The sequence below is a fragment of the Novosphingobium sp. PhB57 genome, from assembly GCF_004342985.1.
Lineage (GTDB): Bacteria > Pseudomonadota > Alphaproteobacteria > Sphingomonadales > Sphingomonadaceae > Novosphingobium.
The window spans coordinates 537,208-554,000 of record NZ_SMBO01000002.1; the positions used below are offsets into that span (position 1 = coordinate 537,208).

General features: G+C 66.0%; 24 protein-coding genes. 7 read left to right on the top strand and 17 right to left on the bottom strand.

Annotated features, from left to right (window positions below):
- Nucleotides 1-186: 186 nt before the first annotated feature.
- From EDF58_RS10195 to EDF58_RS10205, 3 genes are all read left to right on the top strand, one after another.
- Complete coding sequence (locus tag EDF58_RS10195) at nucleotides 187-1,179, top strand: bile acid:sodium symporter family protein (protein ID WP_132265021.1); 993 nt, start codon at nucleotides 187-189, stop codon at nucleotides 1,177-1,179.
- Nucleotides 1,180-1,223: 44 nt separating this feature from the next.
- Nucleotides 1,224-1,553, top strand: a complete 330-nt coding sequence (locus tag EDF58_RS10200) for a PilZ domain-containing protein (RefSeq protein WP_243654163.1) — start codon at nucleotides 1,224-1,226, stop codon at nucleotides 1,551-1,553.
- Nucleotides 1,554-1,741: 188 nt separating this feature from the next.
- On the top strand, nucleotides 1,742-3,010 hold the full coding sequence (locus tag EDF58_RS10205; RefSeq protein WP_132265022.1) for an MFS transporter: 1,269 nt from the start codon (nucleotides 1,742-1,744) through the stop codon (nucleotides 3,008-3,010).
- A gap of 34 nt (nucleotides 3,011-3,044) precedes the next feature.
- Here the strand turns inward: EDF58_RS10205 and EDF58_RS10210 are convergent, their stop codons facing one another.
- The 8 genes from EDF58_RS10210 to EDF58_RS10240 all read right to left on the bottom strand — a co-directional run bounded on the left by EDF58_RS10210 (nucleotide 3,045) and on the right by EDF58_RS10240 (nucleotide 8,113).
- On the bottom strand, nucleotides 3,045-3,839 hold the full coding sequence (locus EDF58_RS10210; protein ID WP_132265024.1) for an NUDIX domain-containing protein: 795 nt from the start codon (nucleotides 3,837-3,839) through the stop codon (nucleotides 3,045-3,047).
- Between the two features lie 379 nt (nucleotides 3,840-4,218).
- Nucleotides 4,219-4,548, bottom strand: a complete 330-nt coding sequence (gene grxD, locus EDF58_RS10215; protein WP_132265026.1) for a Grx4 family monothiol glutaredoxin — start codon at nucleotides 4,546-4,548, stop codon at nucleotides 4,219-4,221.
- A 117-nt stretch (nucleotides 4,549-4,665) separates the two neighbouring features.
- The gene (locus EDF58_RS10220; protein ID WP_132265028.1) at nucleotides 4,666-4,899 is read right to left on the bottom strand and encodes a BolA family transcriptional regulator; all 234 of its coding nucleotides are present in this window, start codon (nucleotides 4,897-4,899) and stop codon (nucleotides 4,666-4,668) included.
- 82 nt (nucleotides 4,900-4,981) lie between these two features.
- Nucleotides 4,982-5,299 (bottom strand): DUF1476 domain-containing protein, encoded by a 318-nt coding sequence (locus EDF58_RS10225; protein WP_132265030.1) that lies wholly within the window; start codon nucleotides 5,297-5,299, stop codon nucleotides 4,982-4,984.
- Between the two features lie 108 nt (nucleotides 5,300-5,407).
- Nucleotides 5,408-6,007 (bottom strand): 3-isopropylmalate dehydratase small subunit, encoded by a 600-nt coding sequence (gene leuD, locus EDF58_RS10230; protein WP_132265032.1) that lies wholly within the window; start codon nucleotides 6,005-6,007, stop codon nucleotides 5,408-5,410.
- Nucleotides 6,007-6,171, bottom strand: coding sequence for a hypothetical protein (locus EDF58_RS25825; RefSeq protein WP_165921371.1), 165 nt, complete (start codon nucleotides 6,169-6,171; stop codon nucleotides 6,007-6,009). The genes leuD and EDF58_RS25825 overlap by 1 nt, the downstream gene beginning before the upstream one ends.
- Nucleotides 6,172-6,178: 7 nt before the next feature.
- On the bottom strand, nucleotides 6,179-7,612 hold the full coding sequence (gene leuC / locus EDF58_RS10235; protein WP_132265034.1) for a 3-isopropylmalate dehydratase large subunit: 1,434 nt from the start codon (nucleotides 7,610-7,612) through the stop codon (nucleotides 6,179-6,181).
- Between the two features lie 126 nt (nucleotides 7,613-7,738).
- A complete protein-coding gene (locus EDF58_RS10240) occupies nucleotides 7,739-8,113 on the bottom strand; it encodes a hypothetical protein (RefSeq protein ID WP_132265036.1) in 375 nt (124 codons plus the stop codon).
- A 335-nt stretch (nucleotides 8,114-8,448) separates the two neighbouring features.
- Between EDF58_RS10240 and EDF58_RS10245 the strand changes: the two genes are divergently transcribed.
- The gene (locus tag EDF58_RS10245; protein WP_132265038.1) at nucleotides 8,449-8,964 is read left to right on the top strand and encodes a sterol desaturase family protein; all 516 of its coding nucleotides are present in this window, start codon (nucleotides 8,449-8,451) and stop codon (nucleotides 8,962-8,964) included.
- A 46-nt stretch (nucleotides 8,965-9,010) separates the two neighbouring features.
- Here EDF58_RS10245 and EDF58_RS10250 read toward each other — a convergent pair whose 3' ends face one another.
- Nucleotides 9,011-9,370, bottom strand: coding sequence for a YbaN family protein (locus EDF58_RS10250; protein ID WP_132265040.1), 360 nt, complete (start codon nucleotides 9,368-9,370; stop codon nucleotides 9,011-9,013).
- Nucleotides 9,367-9,798 (bottom strand): SufE family protein, encoded by a 432-nt coding sequence (locus EDF58_RS10255; protein WP_132265355.1) that lies wholly within the window; start codon nucleotides 9,796-9,798, stop codon nucleotides 9,367-9,369. Before EDF58_RS10255 ends, EDF58_RS10250 begins: the two co-directional genes overlap by 4 nt.
- A 78-nt stretch (nucleotides 9,799-9,876) precedes the next feature.
- On the opposite strand from EDF58_RS10255, the gene EDF58_RS10260 reads away from it, so the two are divergent.
- The gene (locus EDF58_RS10260) at nucleotides 9,877-11,925 is read left to right on the top strand and encodes an NAD(+) synthase (protein WP_132265042.1); all 2,049 of its coding nucleotides are present in this window, start codon (nucleotides 9,877-9,879) and stop codon (nucleotides 11,923-11,925) included.
- Between the two features lie 41 nt (nucleotides 11,926-11,966).
- Here EDF58_RS10260 and EDF58_RS10265 read toward each other — a convergent pair whose 3' ends face one another.
- The 7 genes from EDF58_RS10265 to EDF58_RS10295 form a co-directional block, all read right to left on the bottom strand.
- The gene (locus EDF58_RS10265) at nucleotides 11,967-12,206 is read right to left on the bottom strand and encodes a hypothetical protein (protein WP_132265044.1); all 240 of its coding nucleotides are present in this window, start codon (nucleotides 12,204-12,206) and stop codon (nucleotides 11,967-11,969) included.
- Entirely contained in the window at nucleotides 12,203-12,544 is a 342-nt protein-coding gene (locus EDF58_RS10270; RefSeq protein ID WP_132265046.1) for a hypothetical protein, read from the bottom strand. The genes EDF58_RS10265 and EDF58_RS10270 overlap by 4 nt, the downstream gene beginning before the upstream one ends.
- A 17-nt stretch (nucleotides 12,545-12,561) precedes the next feature.
- A complete protein-coding gene (locus tag EDF58_RS10275) occupies nucleotides 12,562-12,846 on the bottom strand; it encodes a hypothetical protein (RefSeq protein WP_132265048.1) in 285 nt (94 codons plus the stop codon).
- Nucleotides 12,843-13,127, bottom strand: coding sequence for a hypothetical protein (locus EDF58_RS10280; RefSeq protein ID WP_132265050.1), 285 nt, complete (start codon nucleotides 13,125-13,127; stop codon nucleotides 12,843-12,845). Before EDF58_RS10280 ends, EDF58_RS10275 begins: the two co-directional genes overlap by 4 nt.
- Nucleotides 13,128-13,168: 41 nt before the next feature.
- Entirely contained in the window at nucleotides 13,169-13,579 is a 411-nt protein-coding gene (locus EDF58_RS10285; protein WP_132265052.1) for a PspC domain-containing protein, read from the bottom strand.
- A gap of 156 nt (nucleotides 13,580-13,735) precedes the next feature.
- Complete coding sequence (gene pspA, locus EDF58_RS10290) at nucleotides 13,736-14,635, bottom strand: phage shock protein PspA (protein ID WP_243654164.1); 900 nt, start codon at nucleotides 14,633-14,635, stop codon at nucleotides 13,736-13,738.
- Nucleotides 14,632-14,841, bottom strand: a complete 210-nt coding sequence (locus tag EDF58_RS10295) for a hypothetical protein (protein ID WP_132265054.1) — start codon at nucleotides 14,839-14,841, stop codon at nucleotides 14,632-14,634. The genes pspA and EDF58_RS10295 overlap by 4 nt, the downstream gene beginning before the upstream one ends.
- A 159-nt stretch (nucleotides 14,842-15,000) precedes the next feature.
- Here EDF58_RS10295 and pspF point away from each other — a divergent pair, with 159 nt between their 5' ends.
- Both pspF and EDF58_RS10305 read left to right on the top strand, forming a co-directional pair.
- On the top strand, nucleotides 15,001-16,083 hold the full coding sequence (gene pspF / locus EDF58_RS10300) for a phage shock protein operon transcriptional activator (RefSeq protein WP_132265056.1): 1,083 nt from the start codon (nucleotides 15,001-15,003) through the stop codon (nucleotides 16,081-16,083).
- 93 nt (nucleotides 16,084-16,176) lie between these two features.
- Nucleotides 16,177-16,713: a LuxR C-terminal-related transcriptional regulator gene (locus EDF58_RS10305; protein ID WP_132265058.1), complete on the top strand. Its 537-nt coding sequence runs from the start codon at nucleotides 16,177-16,179 to the stop codon at nucleotides 16,711-16,713.
- Nucleotides 16,714-16,793 lie beyond the last annotated feature (80 nt).

Below are 16,793 nucleotides of genomic sequence, written 5' to 3' on the forward strand. Positions count from 1 at the left end.
AGCCAGCGAAATTTCCCAGCAATCTGAGTGCCCATCGCTTTCATGTCGGGCGCGCCAATTCCTCCCTCTTCACGCATGCCTTGCCGGGGTCAGGCCGGTACCAGGGGAGCGTTCTCAAGTTTTTGTGCGTCCACGGCGCACTCCGGGGGCTTTTGCCGCGCGGCCTGCCGCCCTAGAGAGGGCGGCATGAACCGCCTTCTCGCCCGCCTGAACCTCGACCCCTATCTTCTCATGCTGCTTGCGACCGTCGGCCTGGCCTCGGTACTGCCGGCGCGCGGCATCTGGGCGGGCATTGCCGGCGGCGTTGCCGACGCGGCCATCGCGCTGCTGTTCTTCCTGCACGGCGCCAAGCTTTCGCGGGAAGCGATCCTCGACGGCGCGCGGGCGTGGAAGCTGCACCTGACCGTGGCGAGCCTGACGTTCGTGATCTTCCCGCTGTTGGGTCTGGGCATCCGGGCCATTCCCGGCCTTGAGCCTTCCCTGGCGACCGGCGTGCTGTTCCTGACGTTGCTGCCCTCCACCGTGCAGTCCTCGATCGCCTTCACGGCCATTGCGGGCGGGAATGTGGCGGCGGCCGTGTGCAGCGCCTCGTTCTCGAACCTGGCGGGCATCTTCATCACGCCGGTGCTGACGGCGCTGCTTATCACCGGCAAGGCGCAAGGTTTCTCCACCGACCCGATCGTCTCGATCTCGCTGCAGCTCCTTCTTCCCTTCGTGGCAGGACACTTGCTGCGGCCGTGGATCGGCGGCTTCGTGCAGCGGCACAAGAAGATGCTAGGCTACACCGATCGCGGCTCGATCCTGCTGGTGGTCTATACCGCTTTCGGCGCCGCGGTGCTCGACGGGCTTTGGCAGAAGGTGACGCTGGGCGAACTGGCCCTGATCGCGCTGCTCTCGCTGGGCCTGCTCGCCGCGATCATGGTGATCGGCAACCTGCTGGGCCGGATGCTGGGCTTTTCGCACGAGGACCGGGTGGTGATCCTGTTCTGCGGCTCCAAGAAGAGCCTGGCCACCGGCGTTCCGCTCGCGGGCGTGCTGTTCCCGGCCGCCCAGGTTGGCGCGATCATCCTGCCGCTGATGTTCTTCCACCAGATCCAGCTCATGGTCTGCGCCGTGCTCGCCCGGAGACTGGCGGCGCAAGGACAGGAAGAAAAGCGCGGCGTCGAGGCTCCGGCCTGAGGCGATTTAAGGGTTGATCAACCGGTTTGCGCCATAACCGGATGATGAACCGCCCCTTCCTGCAGCGCCGATCCAGACGACAGCCGATCTCGCTGGCAGCACAATGCCGCACTGCCAATGGCTTGCGTGACGAAGGCGAGATTTCGGACATCACGGCAGAGGGCTGCTGCGTGGCGACGACGGGGCTGCTTTTCCGCGTGGGCATGCGCGTGGTGATTCGTCCGCAGGCGCTGGAAGGGCTGACCGGCATCATCCGCTGGATCAGCGGAGACTGCGCCGGCGTCGAGTTCGACCGGCCGCTCCACGGGCCGGTGGTGGACCATCTGGTGCGTCTGCACGCCACTTTCACGCCGGAGTGGCGCGCCGTCGGCTAACCGCCGCTTTTACCCTCGCCGCCCTTTTCCGACTGTCTCTCTTCAAGCGGGCAGGCCATCACCTTTTCGCCGGGGCGGTATTTCCCGGCGGCGCGGCCAATCTCCTCGCCAGCGTCCCGCACCCACGTATCCTCCCGGCAAAGACATGCACGGCGAAAAGCCGGCACATCGCCATCCGGGAGAGAACCATGGCCCATGCAGCCGGCAACACGCCGGATATTCCCAACCACCCCAAGGCCGTCCGAATGGGCGTGATCGCAGGGGTTTCGCATAATCTGGTGATCGGCACCGTGATGGGGTCCTTCGGCATCCTGCTGGCGTCGGTCGAGCAGCGCCTGGGCGTCAGCGCAGAGGCGGCGGCGGCGGGGATTCCGCTGGTCCTGGTCGGCTCGTCGATACTCGCGCCTTTCGTGGGCGTGCTGATCGCGAAAGTCTCGCTGCGGCTGCTCCTGCTGGTGGGCGCCCTGCTGACGGTGGGCGGCTATCTGCTGCTGGCCTTCACGCAGAGCTATGCGCTCTACCTCGTCGCCTACGGCCTGTTCTTCGGCCCCGCCCTGAGCCTGGCCGGATCGGTGGGCCCGGCCACCCTGGTGACGCGCTGGTTCCATCGCAATCGCGGACTGGCGCTGGGCGTCGTGCACTTGCCGGTGGTGATCGCGATCATGCCCTGGCTGCTCCACGAGACGCTCGACGGCGTGGCGCCCACCACCATCTACCTCGCGATCGGACTGGTGGCCGCGGCGGTCATGATCCCGCTCAGCCTGATGACCATCGACCATCCTCCCAGCGGGGAGACCGCCGCGCCCGCCGCCGGCAGCCGGCGCACGTCGGACGGCTCGCTCAGCGTGGCGCAGCTCCTTGCCAGGCCGCGCTTCTGGGCGCTGTGTCTTGCGGGAATCGCCAGCATGACGAGTTCGGTGATGCTGGGTTCGCTGCTGGTGCCCATGGGCGAATCCTGGGGCTTCACCCGGGCCGAGTCGGCGCAGCTCCAGTCGATCATGTCGCTGGCCGGGATCGCCGGATCGGTGATGTTCGGCTGGATTGCCGACAAGCTGGGCGGCGGACGCTCTCTGGCGCTGATCGGCTTCGATTGCGCGCTGCTGTGGCTGGTCCTGCTGCTGCACCCGCCTTTTGCCATGACCGCGGTGGTAGTGGCGCTGATCGGCATGCACGGCGTGGGCGCGATCCCGACGCTGGGCCGCGGCTTGTCAGACAGCTTCGGCCAGGCCAGCTACAGCCGGGGCTTCGGGCTCAACACGCTGATCGGGCTGCCGTTCATCGCTTCGGCGGTGATCGGTTCGGCCAAGGCCTTCACACTTACCGGCAGCTACGATGCTGCGATCAAGGGCATGGTGGTGTTCTTCGCACTCGCGGTCGCTTTCGGGCTCTACGGAGCGACCGGCCCGAAAGTCGAAGGCCCGCGCGCCTCGCTGGAACCCGAGCCGGAGCTGGCCTGAGCCTGCCTGAACCGGGCCTCTGGCCGATCGCGGATCAGCCGCGGTCGGCAGCGGCCTTGAGTTGCCCGCGCACCGGATAGCCGTGGCCGTCGGGGATCATCAGCCATTCCTCGCCCTCGATCGTCTCGATCCGGGGGTGGATGCGCTCCACGGGATGGCGCTGGATATCGGCTAGCGCCTCCGCGTGACTGGCAAAGCGGGCAAGGCGCTCCAGATTGCGGCGGGTGGGAAAGATCACCGCGATCTCGCCGCGCGCGGTCATGTCCAGCGCCTGGGCCGCGCTCGTCCAGAACAGGCGGGTATTTTCGGTGGCATCGACCGTGACGTCCACCGCGCCGGTGCCGAGGTCGGTGACGAAGAAGCGCGTGTCGAAGCCCTTGTCCCACGGCGGACACCAGTGCGCGTAGAGCACGAGGCGTTCGGGGGCGAGGTCCCAGCCGAAATGTTCCAGCACCGGCGCCAGCGTGCCGCGTTCCAACAGGAGCAGGCGGCCCTGGGCGGCTTCCTCGGCACTGACGGGCCGGTGCGTGGCGACCATCAACCCCGTCTCTTCCAGGGTTTCGCGAATGGCGGCGATGCGCGCGGAGGCGAGTTCGATGGGTTCTGAGGGCAGGAGCGCGGCGGCCAGCTCGCGGTCGGCCGGGTCGACGCGGCCGCCTGGAAACACCGCGGCCCCTCCGGCGAAACGCATTTCGCGGGCGCGCTGGACCATCAGCAGTTCCGGTGGGCCGCCGTCGGCCGCGTTGCGGAAGATCACCAGGGTCGCTGCCGGCACCACTTTGGGGCCATCCGCCGGCATCGGATCATTGCTGGGAGCATAGAGAGTCATGCCCGCGAGTTTGCGTGCCCTAGGCGGAGAGGCAAGCGGAATTGTCATGCCGGCCTTGCGCGGCGATCCGGCTGAAAACTGTCGGGCGGCTTTACACTTGCAGGGTTCCTGGAAGGCGCGGGTGCATGGTCATTGGCGGAAAACCGGGAGATTTGCCATTTGGCACGGCTCATGCTCATAGGATAACGTACCCTCGAGTAGTCTCGAACGAGACGGGGCCGAATGTCTCCCGGCCCCGTCTCCCCGAGCCCTCCACCCCCCGAAATCGCCCCTCCGAAGTTTGCACGCCCCGGGCGGGGTGCATCTGCGAAGGGAGGGCGCGCACGAAAAAGCGCCCGGAGTTGCCCCCGGGCGCCTTTGGCATTCGATCGATCCGGGATCAGCCCTGGGTGGCGAGGCCGGTATCGATGAAGAGCTGGTGCAGTTCGCCAGCCTCGTACATTTCCATCATGATGTCGCTGCCGCCGACGAATTCGCCCTTTACGTAGAGCTGCGGGATCGTCGGCCATTCCGAATAGGCCTTGATGCCCTGGCGGATGTCCATGTCCTGCAGCACGTCGACGCTCTCGTAAGGCGCGCCGAGCTGTTCGAGGATGGCGATCGCGCGGCTGGAGAAGCCGCACTGCGGGAACAGCGGGGTGCCCTTCATGAACAGGACGATGTCGTTGTTCTTTACAATCTCGTCGATGCGCGCGTTGACGTCGGACATTTCAATAAACCTTCAGACTAGACCATGAACGTATCATGCTCTGCGTTTCTTTTGTTCGCCGCATTTTCCGGGCCGTCGGGTGATTTCACCTGACTTGAAAATGCTCCGATGCCGGCTTCAGTTGGGGACGGCGGTGGTGAGTTGCAAGGCGTGGAGCACGCCGCCCATGCGGCCGCCCAGGGCTTCGTAGACCATCTTGTGCTGGGCCACGCGGGGCTTGCCCGCGAAAGCGGCGCTGGTGACGCGCGCGGCATAATGGTCGCCGTCACCGGCAAGATCCGTGATCTCGACCGATGCGTCGGGCAGGGCGGTGCGGATCATGGCTTCGATTTCGCTGGCGGACATGGCCATGGCCTGGTTCCTTTCGTTCGGCTCTTGGCCGGGGCATCTTCAGGCCGGACCGGAATGTCCGGCGCGGCCCGAAAACGACTGTTCAGCCCAGGAAGGCGCGGCGCGCCTCGACCTGCTTGGCTTCGAGTGCGGTGCGGATTTCGTTTTCGGACGCGTCCACACCGGCAGCAATGAGATCGCCCAGCAGCTTGCGGATCACGTCCTCGTCGCCGGCTTCCTCGAAGTCGGCCTGGACGACGGCCTTGGCGTAAGCCTCGGTCTCGGCGGAAGAAAGCCCCATGCGCACGGCGGCCCATTCGCCCAGCAGGCGGTTGCGGCGCGCCTGGATGCGGAACTGGGTGTCTGCGTCATGCACGAACTTGGCCTCTTCGGCGCGTTCGCGGTCCTGGAAACTCGTCATCGGATAACCTCGATCTAGGGCTTATCCTGCCGATAGGGCGCGAAGCGGGTCGGGGCAATGGCGATTTGCGATGCGTCGTCCCGGACCGGGTCCGGGACGACAGCCGGTTCAGGCGCTCGCCGGAGTCTTCGCCAGGAACGGCAGGTCGCTGCGTGCCCTGGCCTCGTGGGCCGAGATGGCATCGCCCTGCGCCATGGTCAGGCCGACTTCGTCGAGCCCGCCCAGCAGGCAGTGCTTGCGGAACGGGTCGATCTCGAAACCGTAGCGATCCTGGAAGCGCGTGGTTACGGTCTGGGTCTCCAGGTCGATGTCGATCGGATCGGTCTGCGCCACTTCCATCAGCCGGTCGATCGCCGCCTGCGGCAGCGCCACGGTGAGGATGCCGTTCTTGAAGGCATTGCCCGAGAAGATGTCCGAGAAGCTCGGCGCGATCACGCAGGTCACGCCCATGTCGAGCAGCGCCCAGGCGGCATGTTCGCGGCTGGAGCCGCAACCGAAGTTGTCGCCCGCGATCAGGATCGGCGCGCCTGCGAACTCGGGGTCCGCAAAGACGTTGTCCGGTTCCTTCTTCACCGCCTCGAACGCGCCCTTGCCAAGGCCTTCGCGGGTGATGGTCTTGAGCCAGTGGGCCGGGATGATGACGTCGGTGTCGACGTTCTTGCGGCCGAACGGGATGGCCCGTCCGGCGACGTGGGAAATGGCCTGCATCAGTCGGTCTCGGGCGCCTGTTCGGGGTGCAGCGGCTTTTCGTTCGCGCGGGCCTTGCGGCGCTTCACGAAGAGCAGGGCCGCGGCGATCGCGGCCGAGCCGATGGCGGCGCCGGCTGCCAGAGCGGCGCGGCCGGCGAGGTTGTTTTCGGAATCGTTGGACATGTCGTTCTTATCCTACCAGTTCGCGCACGTCGGTGAGCTTGCCGGTCACCGCGGCGGCGGCGGCCATGGCCGGGCTCATCAGGTGGGTACGGCTGCCGGGGCCCTGGCGGCCGGTGAAGTTGCGGTTGCTGGTCGAGGCGCAGCGTTCGCCTGCCGGCACTTTGTCGGGGTTCATGGCGAGGCAGGCCGAGCAACCCGGTTCGCGCCATTCCAGGCCCGCTTCGATGATGATCCTGTCGAGCCCTTCGGCCTCGGCCTGGGCCTTGACCAGGCCCGAGCCGGGGACGACGATCGCCCACTTCACGTTGTCTGCCTTGTGGCGGCCCTTGAGCACTGCGGCGGCGGCGCGGATATCCTCGATGCGGCTGTTGGTGCACGAGCCGATGAAGACGTTCTGCACTTCCACTTCGGTGAGGCGGGTGCCGGGGGTGAGGCCCATGTAGTCGAGGCTGACCTTCACCGCGTCGCGCTTGGAGGCGTCGGCGAAGTCTTCCGGCGCGGGAACGACGCCGCCGATGGCCGACGTGTCCTCGGGGCTGGTGCCCCAGGTGACGGTCGGCTGGATATCCTCGGCGCGGATCGAGACGGTCTTGTCGAACGTCGCGCCTTCGTCGGTCGCCAGGTTCTTCCACCAGGCCAGGGCCTTGTCCCAGTCATCGCCCTGCGGGGCGTAAGGGCGGCCTTCGACATAAGCGAACGTGGTCTCGTCCGGAGCGATCAGGCCGGCACGGGCGCCGCCCTCGATCGCCATGTTGCAGACGGTCAGGCGGCCTTCGACGGACATTTCCTCGAAGACGTTGCCGCGGAACTCGATCACGTAGCCGGTGCCGCCGGCCGTGCCGATCACGCCGATGATGTGGAGCACCACGTCCTTGGGAGTGATGCCCGCGCCCAGCTTGCCGTCGACGCGGACTTCGAAGCTCTTCGACTGCTTGAGCAGCAGGGTCTGCGTGGCGAGGACATGTTCGACCTCGCTGGTGCCGATGCCGAAGGCCAGCGCGCCGATGCCGCCGTGGCAGGCCGTGTGGCTGTCACCGCAGACGATGGTGGCGCCGGGCAGCGAGAAGCCCTGCTCGGGTCCGACGACGTGGACGATGCCCTGCTCGGCATCGGTGGCGTCGATATAGCGAATGCCGAATTCCGGCGCATTTCTCTTGAGCGCGGCCAGCTGCTGCGCGCTTTCGGGGTCGGCGATGGGCAACACATGCCCCTGCGCATCCTTGCGCGCGGTGGTCGGCAGGTTGTGGTCGGGAACCGCAAGGGTAAGATCGGGGCGCCGCACCGGGCGGCCGGCCACGCGTAGGCTTTCGAAGGCCTGCGGGCTCGTCACTTCGTGGACGAGGTGCCGGTCGATATAGATGAGGCTGGTTCCGTCGTCTCGCGTGTCGACGACGTGGGCGTCCCAGATCTTCTGGTAGAGGGTGCGCGGTTTCGTGGTCATGGTGAAAGCGCGATTAGGCCCGCCCGCCCCGCAATTCAAGGGGAACGGGCGTGCCTTTTCGCGCAACATTATTCGCTAAGCGGTCAACCGGGGCTTCTCGCCCCGGCTGCCTGCGCGTCGCGGTCTTCAGCGGCGGTGGCCGTTGCGGTCGTTGCGTTCGGCATGGAGCGCGGCGTGGACGCGGTCGATCCGGCCCTGCAGGGTCTGCATCTCGCGCGGGCTCAGGCCGCCGCGGGCGTAAGTCGAATGGAGGCGCTGGATCTGGACCGCGTCGTTGCGCAGGCCGGTGGCTTCACGCTGGCTGATCGTGCGGCGGGCGGCGGCGCGATCGATCTCGCCGCGCAGTCCGGCGATGTCCGAGCGGATCTTCGCTTCGCGATTGGGCGTGATGCGCGCGGCTTCGCGGTGCGGCGCGGCCGCTTCGGCAATGCCCGGCGCGACGGCCGAGAAACCCAGGGCCGCGACAAGGGCGGGAGCGATGAAACGGGTGATCTTGCGCATGGGACTTTCCTTCTTTTTCCGGGATTTGTTCCGTGCATTCAGATTTAGAAGTCTCAACATGAACGGCAGAAGACTCACCGGTCACAGTCCTGTCGGCATTTGTAACTAAGTGTCGCAGCCACGAGACTGTAGACGGCCTCTGCGACCCGACGGGAGAGGCCGCCTGAAAGATAAGGAATGCAGGGCAGCCGTACCGGCCCCGCGCCTCTGCGGCTGCATCTGCATTCCAAACTTTCCCCTCCTGGCTGCCCGCCGCGCGGCACATTCTGCCGACACCGTCATTTGACCATCCTCGGCACCTGACAAGGCGCAGCCAAGCGACTAGAACGGGGATCATGTCGTTTCTCTCCGCCGCCCTGATCGTGCTCGCTTCTGCCGCAGCGATGGAATTCGTCGCCTGGGCGAGCCATAAGTACATCATGCATGGGTTCGGCTGGGCCTGGCACCGCGACCATCACGAGCCGCACGACAACCTCCTCGAAAGGAACGATCTCTACGCGCTGGTCGGCGCGGCGATCAGCATTTCGATGTTTGCGCTGGGTTCGCCGCTGGTCATGGGCGCCGGGGCATGGGCGCCGGGAACCTGGATCGGGCTGGGCGTACTGCTCTACGGCGTGATCTATACGCTGATCCACGACGGTCTCGTCCATCAGCGCTATTTCCGATGGGTGCCCAAGCGCGGCTATGCCAAGCGGCTCGTACAGGCGCACAAGCTGCACCATGCGACCATCGGCAAGGAGGGCGGGGTGAGCTTCGGCTTCGTGATCGCGCGCGATCCGGCCGTGCTGAAGCAGGAACTGCGCCGCCAGCGCCAGCAGGGAATCGCCGTGCTGCGGGACGCGGTGGAGTAGCGCTGCGAGACCCTCTTCCCGGATCAAGTCCGGGGCGACGTCGTGGCTATTCCGCGCGCGTCCAGATCCAGGGGCCGATCACCAGCAGCACTCCGGCCGGGATCAGCACCCAAGGCCAGCCCACCGTGAACCATGTGAAGGGTATCGAAGCGCTCATCGCCAGGATCGCGGAGACCTTGCCCTTGCGGCTGATCGCGCGCCGGTCGCGCCAATCGCGCAAGTGGCGACCGTGGGTAGGGTGGTTGTAGAGCCGCTCGGCCCATTCGGGATGGCTCTTGCCGAAGCACCAGGCAGCCAGCAGGTAGAACACCACGGTCGGCATGACCGGGAGGAAGATGCCGATCGTTCCAAGCGCGACGAAGAACAGCCCCGCTGCCATCCAGAGCGGGCGGCTGGCCTTCTTCAAGTCGTGCTGCCTGCGTTCTGTCCGGAGGCGTAGCGGGCGGCCGTCTCGCGGATCAGCGCGATCATGTTCGGCACGCCCTGCGTCCGGTTGGACGAGAGCTGGTTCTTGAGGTCGAACGGCGCCAGGGCGGCGGCGATGTCGGTTTCCGCGACTTCGGCGGCGGGTCGGTCCTGCACGGCGGCGATCACCAGCGAGACGATGCCCTTGGTGATTGCCGCATTGCTGTCTGCCAGGAAGTGCAGCGTGCCGTCCTCCCGCGCCATCGGATAGACCCAGACGCTGGCCGAGCAGCCGCGCACCTTGGTGGCGTCCGTCTTCAGCGCGTCGGGCATGGGATCGAGTTCGGCGCCAAGGCCGATCAGCAGGCGATAGCGTTCATCGCCTTCGGAAAACTCGTATTCTTCGCGGATGTCGTCGAGGCTGCGCATCTCTCGCCATTTAAGCGCGGCACGGGGGAGGGCAAGGGGAAGTTGCCTCACGTCGCGGTTCCTGTCAGGGATTTGCCCATGAGTGCACATCCTTTCTACGCCCTGCACGAACACGGCTTCGTGCGCGTCGCCGCCTCCACGCCCAAGGTCCGCACTGCCGATGTCGCCTTCAATCGCGACGCCGTGCTGGCGGAGGCGCAGCGCGCGCATGAGGCGCATGTCGACCTGGTGGTCTTCCCGGAACTTTGCATTTCCTCCTACGCGATCGACGACCTGCACTTGCAGGGGGCGATGATCGAGGCGGTGGAAGCGGCCGTGGCGGAGATCGTGCGGGCAAGCGCCGATCTCTCCCCCGTGCTGCTGGTCGGCGCGGCGCTGCCCAACAAGGGGCGGCTCTACAACTGCGCGCTCGCCATCGCGCATGGACGGCTGCTGGGCGTAGTGCCCAAGTCCTACCTGCCCAATTACCGCGAGTTCTACGAAAAGCGCTGGTTCGCCAGTGGCAAGACGATCAAGGGCCAGACCATCCGCGTGAACGGGCAGGACGTGCCCTTCGGCGTCGATCTCGTCTTCGCGTCCGAAGTGCTGCCGAACTTCCGCTTCGCCGTGGAGATCTGCGAGGATATCTGGGCCGCCACCCCGCCAAGCTCGCTGGGTGCGCTCGCCGGGGCGACGATCCTGTGCAACCTCTCCGCCTCCAACATCGTGATCGGCAAGTCGGACGAACGGCATCTGCTCTGCCGCTCGCAGTCCGCCCGCGCGACGGCGGCCTATATCTATTCCGCTGCCGGGCATGGCGAGAGCACGACCGACCTGGCGTGGGACGGGCAGGGCATCGTCTACGAACTGGGCGACCTGCTGGCAGAGAGCGAGCGCTTCTCGCTGGAAGCGGAACTCTGCATCGCCGATGTCGATGTCGATCGCATCATGATGGACCGTATCCGCGTACCCACGTTCAACGACGCGGGTGAAGTGGCAGGCCGGCCGGACGAGACCTTCCGCACCGTGCCTTTCCGCCATGCCCCGGCGGGCGGCGATATCGGCCTGATCCGTCCGGTCTCGCGCTTCCCCTTCGTGCCTTCGCGCGCCGACAAGCTCGATGCCGACTGCTACGAGGCGTTCAACATCCAGGTGGGCGGGTTGATGCGCCGCATCGAGGCGACGGGCGCCAGGTCAATGGTCATCGGCATCTCTGGCGGGCTCGATTCGACTCACGCGCTGATCGTTGCCGCGCGCGCCTGCGACCGGCTGGGCCTGCCGCGCACGTTCATTCGCGGCTACACGATGCCCGGTTTCGCCACCAGCGAGGGCACAAAGTCCAATGCCTGGACGCTGATGAAGGCGGTGGGCATCCACGCCGAAGAGATCGACATTCGCCCCGCCGCCACGACGATGCTCAAGGATATCGGCCATGCCTTCTCGAATGGCGAGCCGGTCTACGATGTGACGTTCGAGAACGTGCAGGCGGGCCTGCGCACCGATTACCTGTTCCGACTGGCCAACCAGAACGACGGCTTCGTGATCGGCACCGGCGACCTCTCCGAACTGGCGCTGGGTTGGTGCACGTACGGCGTCGGCGACCAGATGAGCCATTACACGGTCAACGCCGGCGTGCCCAAGACGCTGATCCAATACCTGATCCGCTGGTGCGCCACCACCGACCAGTTCGGCGCCGCGACCGAAGAGGTGCTGCTGGCGATTCTCGGCACCGAAATTTCGCCCGAACTCGTGCCGGCCGGGGCGGACGGCGCGATCCAGAGCACCGAGGCGAAGATCGGGCCTTACGAACTCAACGACTTCTTCCTGCACCACATCGTGCGCTTCGGGCAGAAGCCGTCGAAAGTGGCGTTCCTGGCGCTCCACGCCTGGCAAGATGCGGCGGCGGGCACCTGGCCTGCGGGCTTCCCGGACGATCGCAAGAACGCGTACGACCTTGCCACGATCCGTTCCTGGCTGGAGAAGTTCCTGCGCCGCTTCTTCGCGTTCAGCCAGTTCAAGCGCTCCGCCGTGCCGAACGGGCCGAAGGTGTCCTCCGGCGGTGCGCTGTCTCCGCGCGGAGACTGGCGCGCGCCGTCCGATGCCAGCGCGGCGGTGTGGCTGGCGGAACTGGATGCGAAGGTGCCGTGAAAGAAGGCTTCGTCCCGGCCTTGAGCCGGGACGACGTACTCTCAATCCCGCAGCGACTCGATTTCGCGTGCGAGATCCTTTTCGCGGCGCTCGTCGGTGGCGATGCGTTCGAGCACGGCGATGCGCTTGCGCAATTTCTCGACTTCGGTTTCCAGTTCGTGCTCGCGCTCGCCATGGCCGTCCAGTCGGAAGCCCGGCTTTTCTCCGCGCAGTTTCTGGGCACGGAGCCAGGTTACCGCGGCGATCGCGAAGATGACGACTACGGCAGTCCAGAAGCTCATTGGGTCACCTCGCGGCGGGCATCGTGGCGAGCCTCTCGCAGGCTCTCGATCTGACGGGCTACATCATAACCCTGATCCGTGACAATCCGCTCCACGCTGGCGAGACGGTCCTTGATCGAACCGATCTCTGCGCGAAGCTGGGCGTTTTCCTGGGTGATCAACTGGACACGGGCCTGCGCTTCGGCGTCGTCCTTGGGATAGACGGCCTTGCCCCAGGAATTCTCCAGCGGATAGCCGTGGCGCATGCGCAGCCAGTTGTTGAAGATCCAGCCGCCGATGCCCAGCGCCGTGGCCGTGACCAGGACGGGCATGAGCATTTCGAGCGTTGAGTAATCCATGTTCTTCCGGCCCCCCGTCAGTTCGCGCGCGGCTCGCCGTCCGGGGCGCGCAGCGATTCGATCTGGCGCGCGGTGTCCCAGGCGCCGTCGGTGATGATGGTTTCCAGCACGCGCAGGCGGTTCTCGATCGCGGCATTGGGGGCGGCGTGGCGGGCGGCCTTTTCGGCCGTTTGCCCCGCCGCGATCTCCAGCTTGCGTTCGAGGAAGGCAAGGCGGCGCTTGTAGGCTCCGGCCAGGATCGCCGCTATCGCGACCATCCCGCCCATGAAGGTGGCCAGCCCGACGAAGTCCCCGAAGCTCATTGCCGGGTCGCCTTGTCAGTGGGGGCCTTTTCGGTTTCGCGCACGTCGCGCAGGGCCTCGATCTGGAGCGCGGTATCGTAGCCGCCGTCAGTGATGATCCGTTCGAGCACCCGCACACGCTCTTCCAGCTCGCGGGAGTGGGAAGCGTATTGCGCGGCCTTTTCGGCGGTGGCCGTCACCTGCAGTTCGGCCATGCGGCGCTGGTGCCGGGTCCAGATCGCGAAGCCCGCAATCATGAACGGGGCCAGCGGGATGAGGAGGGCGAGAGTGTGAGAATCCATCTTGGGCTAATCCCTGTTACCCGGTGTTGGCAGCCTGCGTATCAGCGGAGGCTGTCGATTTCGGCGGCGAGGCGCGAATTGCTGCTGGTGTAGTGCGCTTCCATCTCGGCGACGCGGCGGTCGATGTCCGAAAGTTCGCTGCGCAGGCGACCAGAACGGTTCGGTGCCGAGCGCATCAGGTTGTGTCCGAAGCCCTGGCGATTTCGGCGGCGTTCCATCCGGCGCAGCAGGCGCTCTTCCTCGTCCTCGCTGTAAAGACTCATCGGCCGCTTGTCCGCCATGAAGGCGACGGCGATGTAGATCGGGATCGTCACGAAGGAGACGAAGAAGGTCAGCAGCACGGCTGCGATGCGAATCCAGAGCGTGTCGACGCCGGTATAGTCCGCAATGCCGGAGCAGACGCCGGCCAGCTTGGCGTTCGACTTGTCGAGATAGAATTGTCCGCGTGACACTGGTTGTTCCCTTTCCCTCGGGCTGCCCGGCGTGGATCCGGGCTTGCCCGTTATGACAGTGGTCGGGTCGGCAGACCCGGGTTCCCGGTCATGGCCCTTCGCGGGCGGCATGTACGTTTCGGCAAGACACCTGCCGGGATGTCAGGTGTGCCGCTGTCATTCCGGCGTCGACTGGCCTGCGGTCGGCTGGCCTGCGGTCGATTGGCCATTCCCCATCGCGCGCTTCATCTCGGCGAGTTCGGCGTCGATCGTATCGCCGTCCTGCAAGGCAGCGATTTCCTCGGCGAGCGTCGGCTGGCGGCTGTCGCCCAGGCTCATCGCCTCGGCACGGCCTTCGGCATAATCGACGCGCCGCTCGAGCTGGTCGAAGCGCACCAGGGCCTCGTCCACGCGCTCGCTCGACAGCAAGGTCCGCAGTTTGACGCGATTCTCGGCGCTCTGCAAGCGAGCGGCGATCGAGGATTGGCGGCTGCGGGCCTCGCGCAGGCGGTTCTGCAGCTTTTCGATGTCCTCCTCGTAAGCGCGCAGGGCGTCGTCGAGCACGGCGATCTCGGCACGAAGCTGCTCGGCCATGTCGCCGGCCTTCTTCTTTTCGAGCAGGGCGGCGCGGGCCAGGTCCTCGCGGTCCTTGCTGAGCGCGAGCTGGGCCTTGTCGCCCCAGTCGTGCTGAAGCTGGTCCAGCTTGCCGACATGGCGGCGCAGTTCCTTCTGGTCGGCAATGGTGCGCGCGCTGCTGGTACGCACTTCGACGAGGGTTTCCTCCATCTCCAGGATGATGAGGCGGATCATCTTCCCGGGGTCTTCGGCCTTGTCCAACATGTCGTTGAAATTGGCGGCGATGATGTCGCGGGTGCGGGAGAAGATGCCCATCCTGGCGGTTCCTTTGATCGAGGTGGGATTGAACTTGCGGGCCTGGCTGAAGCGCGGCTCCCGGAAGAAGGAGCCTTCGCCCGAACCGGAGGCGGTGTCGAACGGGCGGGCGCGCCTTTCCTGAAAGCGAGGAGCGTCCTGCTCCGATGCTTGCAGGATTTCGATTTCCGCGTCGAGCCTGCTCACTGCAGCGGTGCTCCGCAAACGGGAGCGGCATGGGCCGGCGGGGCGATGCGGTCGCTCATGGCGAAGAGGTTCAGCGTGCCCATGGCGAGCACCGCAGCGATGATCGCCCAGTCGAGCTTGCTGCGTTCCCGCCCATTGGCCTGGAAGCCGGCCGGCTGCTTGCTCGGGTGGCTGCTGGCAACGATGCTGGCGTTCTGGAAGGACATCCTGGTGTTCCTCTGTCGGATCTCGTGAATTTGCCCATGTCATCGCAAGGGGCGTGCCAAACTCGAAAACATGCGGTTTTCTGCGATTTCAGACGCTTGGTGGGGGAGGGCGCAAAAGATGAATTGCCAATGAATGGTGAAATTCGCTAAGAGTTGGGAATGGAGCGAGACGTTCAGTTCATCGGTCAATCCACCGCCTTCCTCGACGCGGTGGAGCGCGCCAGTCGGGCCGCGGCGGTGCGGCGCCCGGTGCTGGTCATCGGTGAGCGCGGGACCGGCAAGGAACTGATCGCCCAGCGGCTCCATCACCTCTCGCCGCGCTGGGGCGAGCCGCTGATCACCATGAACTGCGCCGCCCTGCCGGAAACGCTGATCGAAGCGGAGCTGTTCGGGCACGAGGCCGGGGCTTTCACCGGCGCGGTGCGGGCAAGGGCCGGCCGGTTCGAGGAAGCGGATCGGGGGACGCTGTTCCTCGATGAGCTGGGCACTCTGTCGATGGCCGCGCAGGAGCGGCTGCTTCGGGCCATCGAATATGGCGAGATCGCGCGAATCGGTGCCTCGCGCCCGGTGCAGGTCGACGTGCGCGTGGTTGCCGCCACCAATGCCGATCTGCCGCGCATGGCCGAGCAAGGCACGTTCCGCGCCGACCTGCTCGATCGCCTGAGTTTCGAGGTCATCAACCTGCCGCCGCTGCGGGCGCGGGAAGGCGATGTCTACGAACTGGCCGACTATTACGGGCGGCGCATGGCGAGCGAGCTGGAGTGGGATACCTGGCCCGGTTTCTCGCCGCAGGCCATGGCGGTGCTGGAGGCGCATGACTGGCCGGGCAATGTGCGCGAGCTGCGGAACGTGACGGAGCGGGCGGTCTATCGCTGGGCTAACGAGCACGCGCCGATCGCCGAAATCGTCTTCGATCCTTTCGAGAACCCCTGGATGCCCACCGCCGCTGCCGAGCCTTCCCCCGCGCCGATTCCGGTGGCCGCCGTCCCGGCCAGGCCGGCGCCGGCTGCGCCCGTGGAAGCGGGCGCCGGGCTGCGGGCTTCGGTCGAGGCTTACGAACGCGGGCTATTGGTCGAGGCGCTCGACCGGCATCGCTGGAACCAGCGCCGCGCGGCGTCGGCTATGGGATTGTCCTATGACCAGTTGCGCCATTGCATGAAGAAGCACCGTCTGTCGGAAGGCGGGCAGGCACCCTCCGCGCCGCCATCGGCCCAGTCACGGCCGCGAAATCTCGGTGAATAACAAGCATTAAGTGGCCGTTTAGGAAAGCCTGTCTGCCGTTTTGCTTTAATTTTCCCTAGTGGGATTTGCCGTTATAGTGCACGGAAGGCGCGAATGAGGGCCGATGTGCAAGAGATAACCGACATTTCCGAAGCAACAGGGTTGTTGGAAAACTTGACGTCCAAGCAGGTCGAAGTTCTCGACCTGCTGCTGATGCACCGTACCACCAAGGAAATCGCCCGCGAAATCGGCATCGCGCCGAACACGGTGGACCAGCGCATCAATGCCGTGCGCGACAAGTGGGGAACCCTCAACCGCAAGGATACGGCGCGCCTTTATGGGCAGCTCGTGGAGCTATGTGGCAAATCCACATATGGCTTTTCCCGTATCGACGCGGGGTCGGGAGAGGGGGATGAGAGCGATCAGGATCTGACGGCGGATCCGGTCTTCGTCCTCTCCGATGCACGGCCCATGGCACGGCATCCCGATTGGTTCGATGCCCGGGTTGCCGAGCCGGCAGGCCTGGAGGCATTCGATGCAAGGTTCGGAAGGGCGGGGCGCGTAGGGGCGGTTTTCTTGCTGGCGTTGATCATGGCGGTGACCCTTGCGGCCACCCTGGCGATCGCCGAGGCTCTGGAAAAACTGCTTTAGCGGCGCGCTGGTCCACCGATCCGGCCCACCGACCCGGTGGTCCTTCTTGCCGGATGCCTTCGATCTCGGAATTCCCAGTG

Excerpts from the sequence above, each read along its gene's own strand:
- EDF58_RS25825 (WP_165921371.1), bottom strand. The coding sequence starts at position 6,171 with ATGTCCAACGATTCCGAAAACAACCTCGCCGGCCGCGCCGCTCTGGCA.
- EDF58_RS10205 (WP_132265022.1), top strand. The coding sequence starts at position 1,742 with ATGGCCCATGCAGCCGGCAACACGCCGGATATTCCCAACCACCCCAAG.
- leuD (WP_132265032.1), bottom strand. The coding sequence starts at position 6,007 with ATGCAGGCCATTTCCCACGTCGCCGGACGGGCCATCCCGTTCGGCCGC.
- grxD (WP_132265026.1), bottom strand. The coding sequence starts at position 4,548 with ATGTCCGACGTCAACGCGCGCATCGACGAGATTGTAAAGAACAACGAC.
- EDF58_RS10260 (WP_132265042.1), top strand. The coding sequence starts at position 9,877 with ATGAGTGCACATCCTTTCTACGCCCTGCACGAACACGGCTTCGTGCGC.
- EDF58_RS10270 (WP_132265046.1), bottom strand. The coding sequence starts at position 12,544 with ATGGATTACTCAACGCTCGAAATGCTCATGCCCGTCCTGGTCACGGCC.
- EDF58_RS10255 (WP_132265355.1), bottom strand. The coding sequence starts at position 9,798 with ATGCGCAGCCTCGACGACATCCGCGAAGAATACGAGTTTTCCGAAGGC.
- leuC (WP_132265034.1), bottom strand. The coding sequence starts at position 7,612 with ATGACCACGAAACCGCGCACCCTCTACCAGAAGATCTGGGACGCCCAC.
- EDF58_RS10245 (WP_132265038.1), top strand. The coding sequence starts at position 8,449 with ATGTCGTTTCTCTCCGCCGCCCTGATCGTGCTCGCTTCTGCCGCAGCG.
- EDF58_RS10275 (WP_132265048.1), bottom strand. The coding sequence starts at position 12,846 with ATGAGCTTCGGGGACTTCGTCGGGCTGGCCACCTTCATGGGCGGGATG.
- EDF58_RS10220 (WP_132265028.1), bottom strand. The coding sequence starts at position 4,899 with ATGGCCATGTCCGCCAGCGAAATCGAAGCCATGATCCGCACCGCCCTG.
- EDF58_RS10280 (WP_132265050.1), bottom strand. The coding sequence starts at position 13,127 with ATGGATTCTCACACTCTCGCCCTCCTCATCCCGCTGGCCCCGTTCATG.
- EDF58_RS10295 (WP_132265054.1), bottom strand. The coding sequence starts at position 14,841 with ATGTCCTTCCAGAACGCCAGCATCGTTGCCAGCAGCCACCCGAGCAAG.
- EDF58_RS10225 (WP_132265030.1), bottom strand. The coding sequence starts at position 5,299 with ATGACGAGTTTCCAGGACCGCGAACGCGCCGAAGAGGCCAAGTTCGTG.
- EDF58_RS10240 (WP_132265036.1), bottom strand. The coding sequence starts at position 8,113 with ATGCGCAAGATCACCCGTTTCATCGCTCCCGCCCTTGTCGCGGCCCTG.
- EDF58_RS10200 (WP_243654163.1), top strand. The coding sequence starts at position 1,224 with ATGAACCGCCCCTTCCTGCAGCGCCGATCCAGACGACAGCCGATCTCG.
- EDF58_RS10305 (WP_132265058.1), top strand. The coding sequence starts at position 16,177 with ATGAGGGCCGATGTGCAAGAGATAACCGACATTTCCGAAGCAACAGGG.
- EDF58_RS10195 (WP_132265021.1), top strand. The coding sequence starts at position 187 with ATGAACCGCCTTCTCGCCCGCCTGAACCTCGACCCCTATCTTCTCATG.
- EDF58_RS10210 (WP_132265024.1), bottom strand. The coding sequence starts at position 3,839 with ATGACTCTCTATGCTCCCAGCAATGATCCGATGCCGGCGGATGGCCCC.
- EDF58_RS10265 (WP_132265044.1), bottom strand. The coding sequence starts at position 12,206 with ATGAGCTTCTGGACTGCCGTAGTCGTCATCTTCGCGATCGCCGCGGTA.
- pspF (WP_132265056.1), top strand. The coding sequence starts at position 15,001 with ATGGAGCGAGACGTTCAGTTCATCGGTCAATCCACCGCCTTCCTCGAC.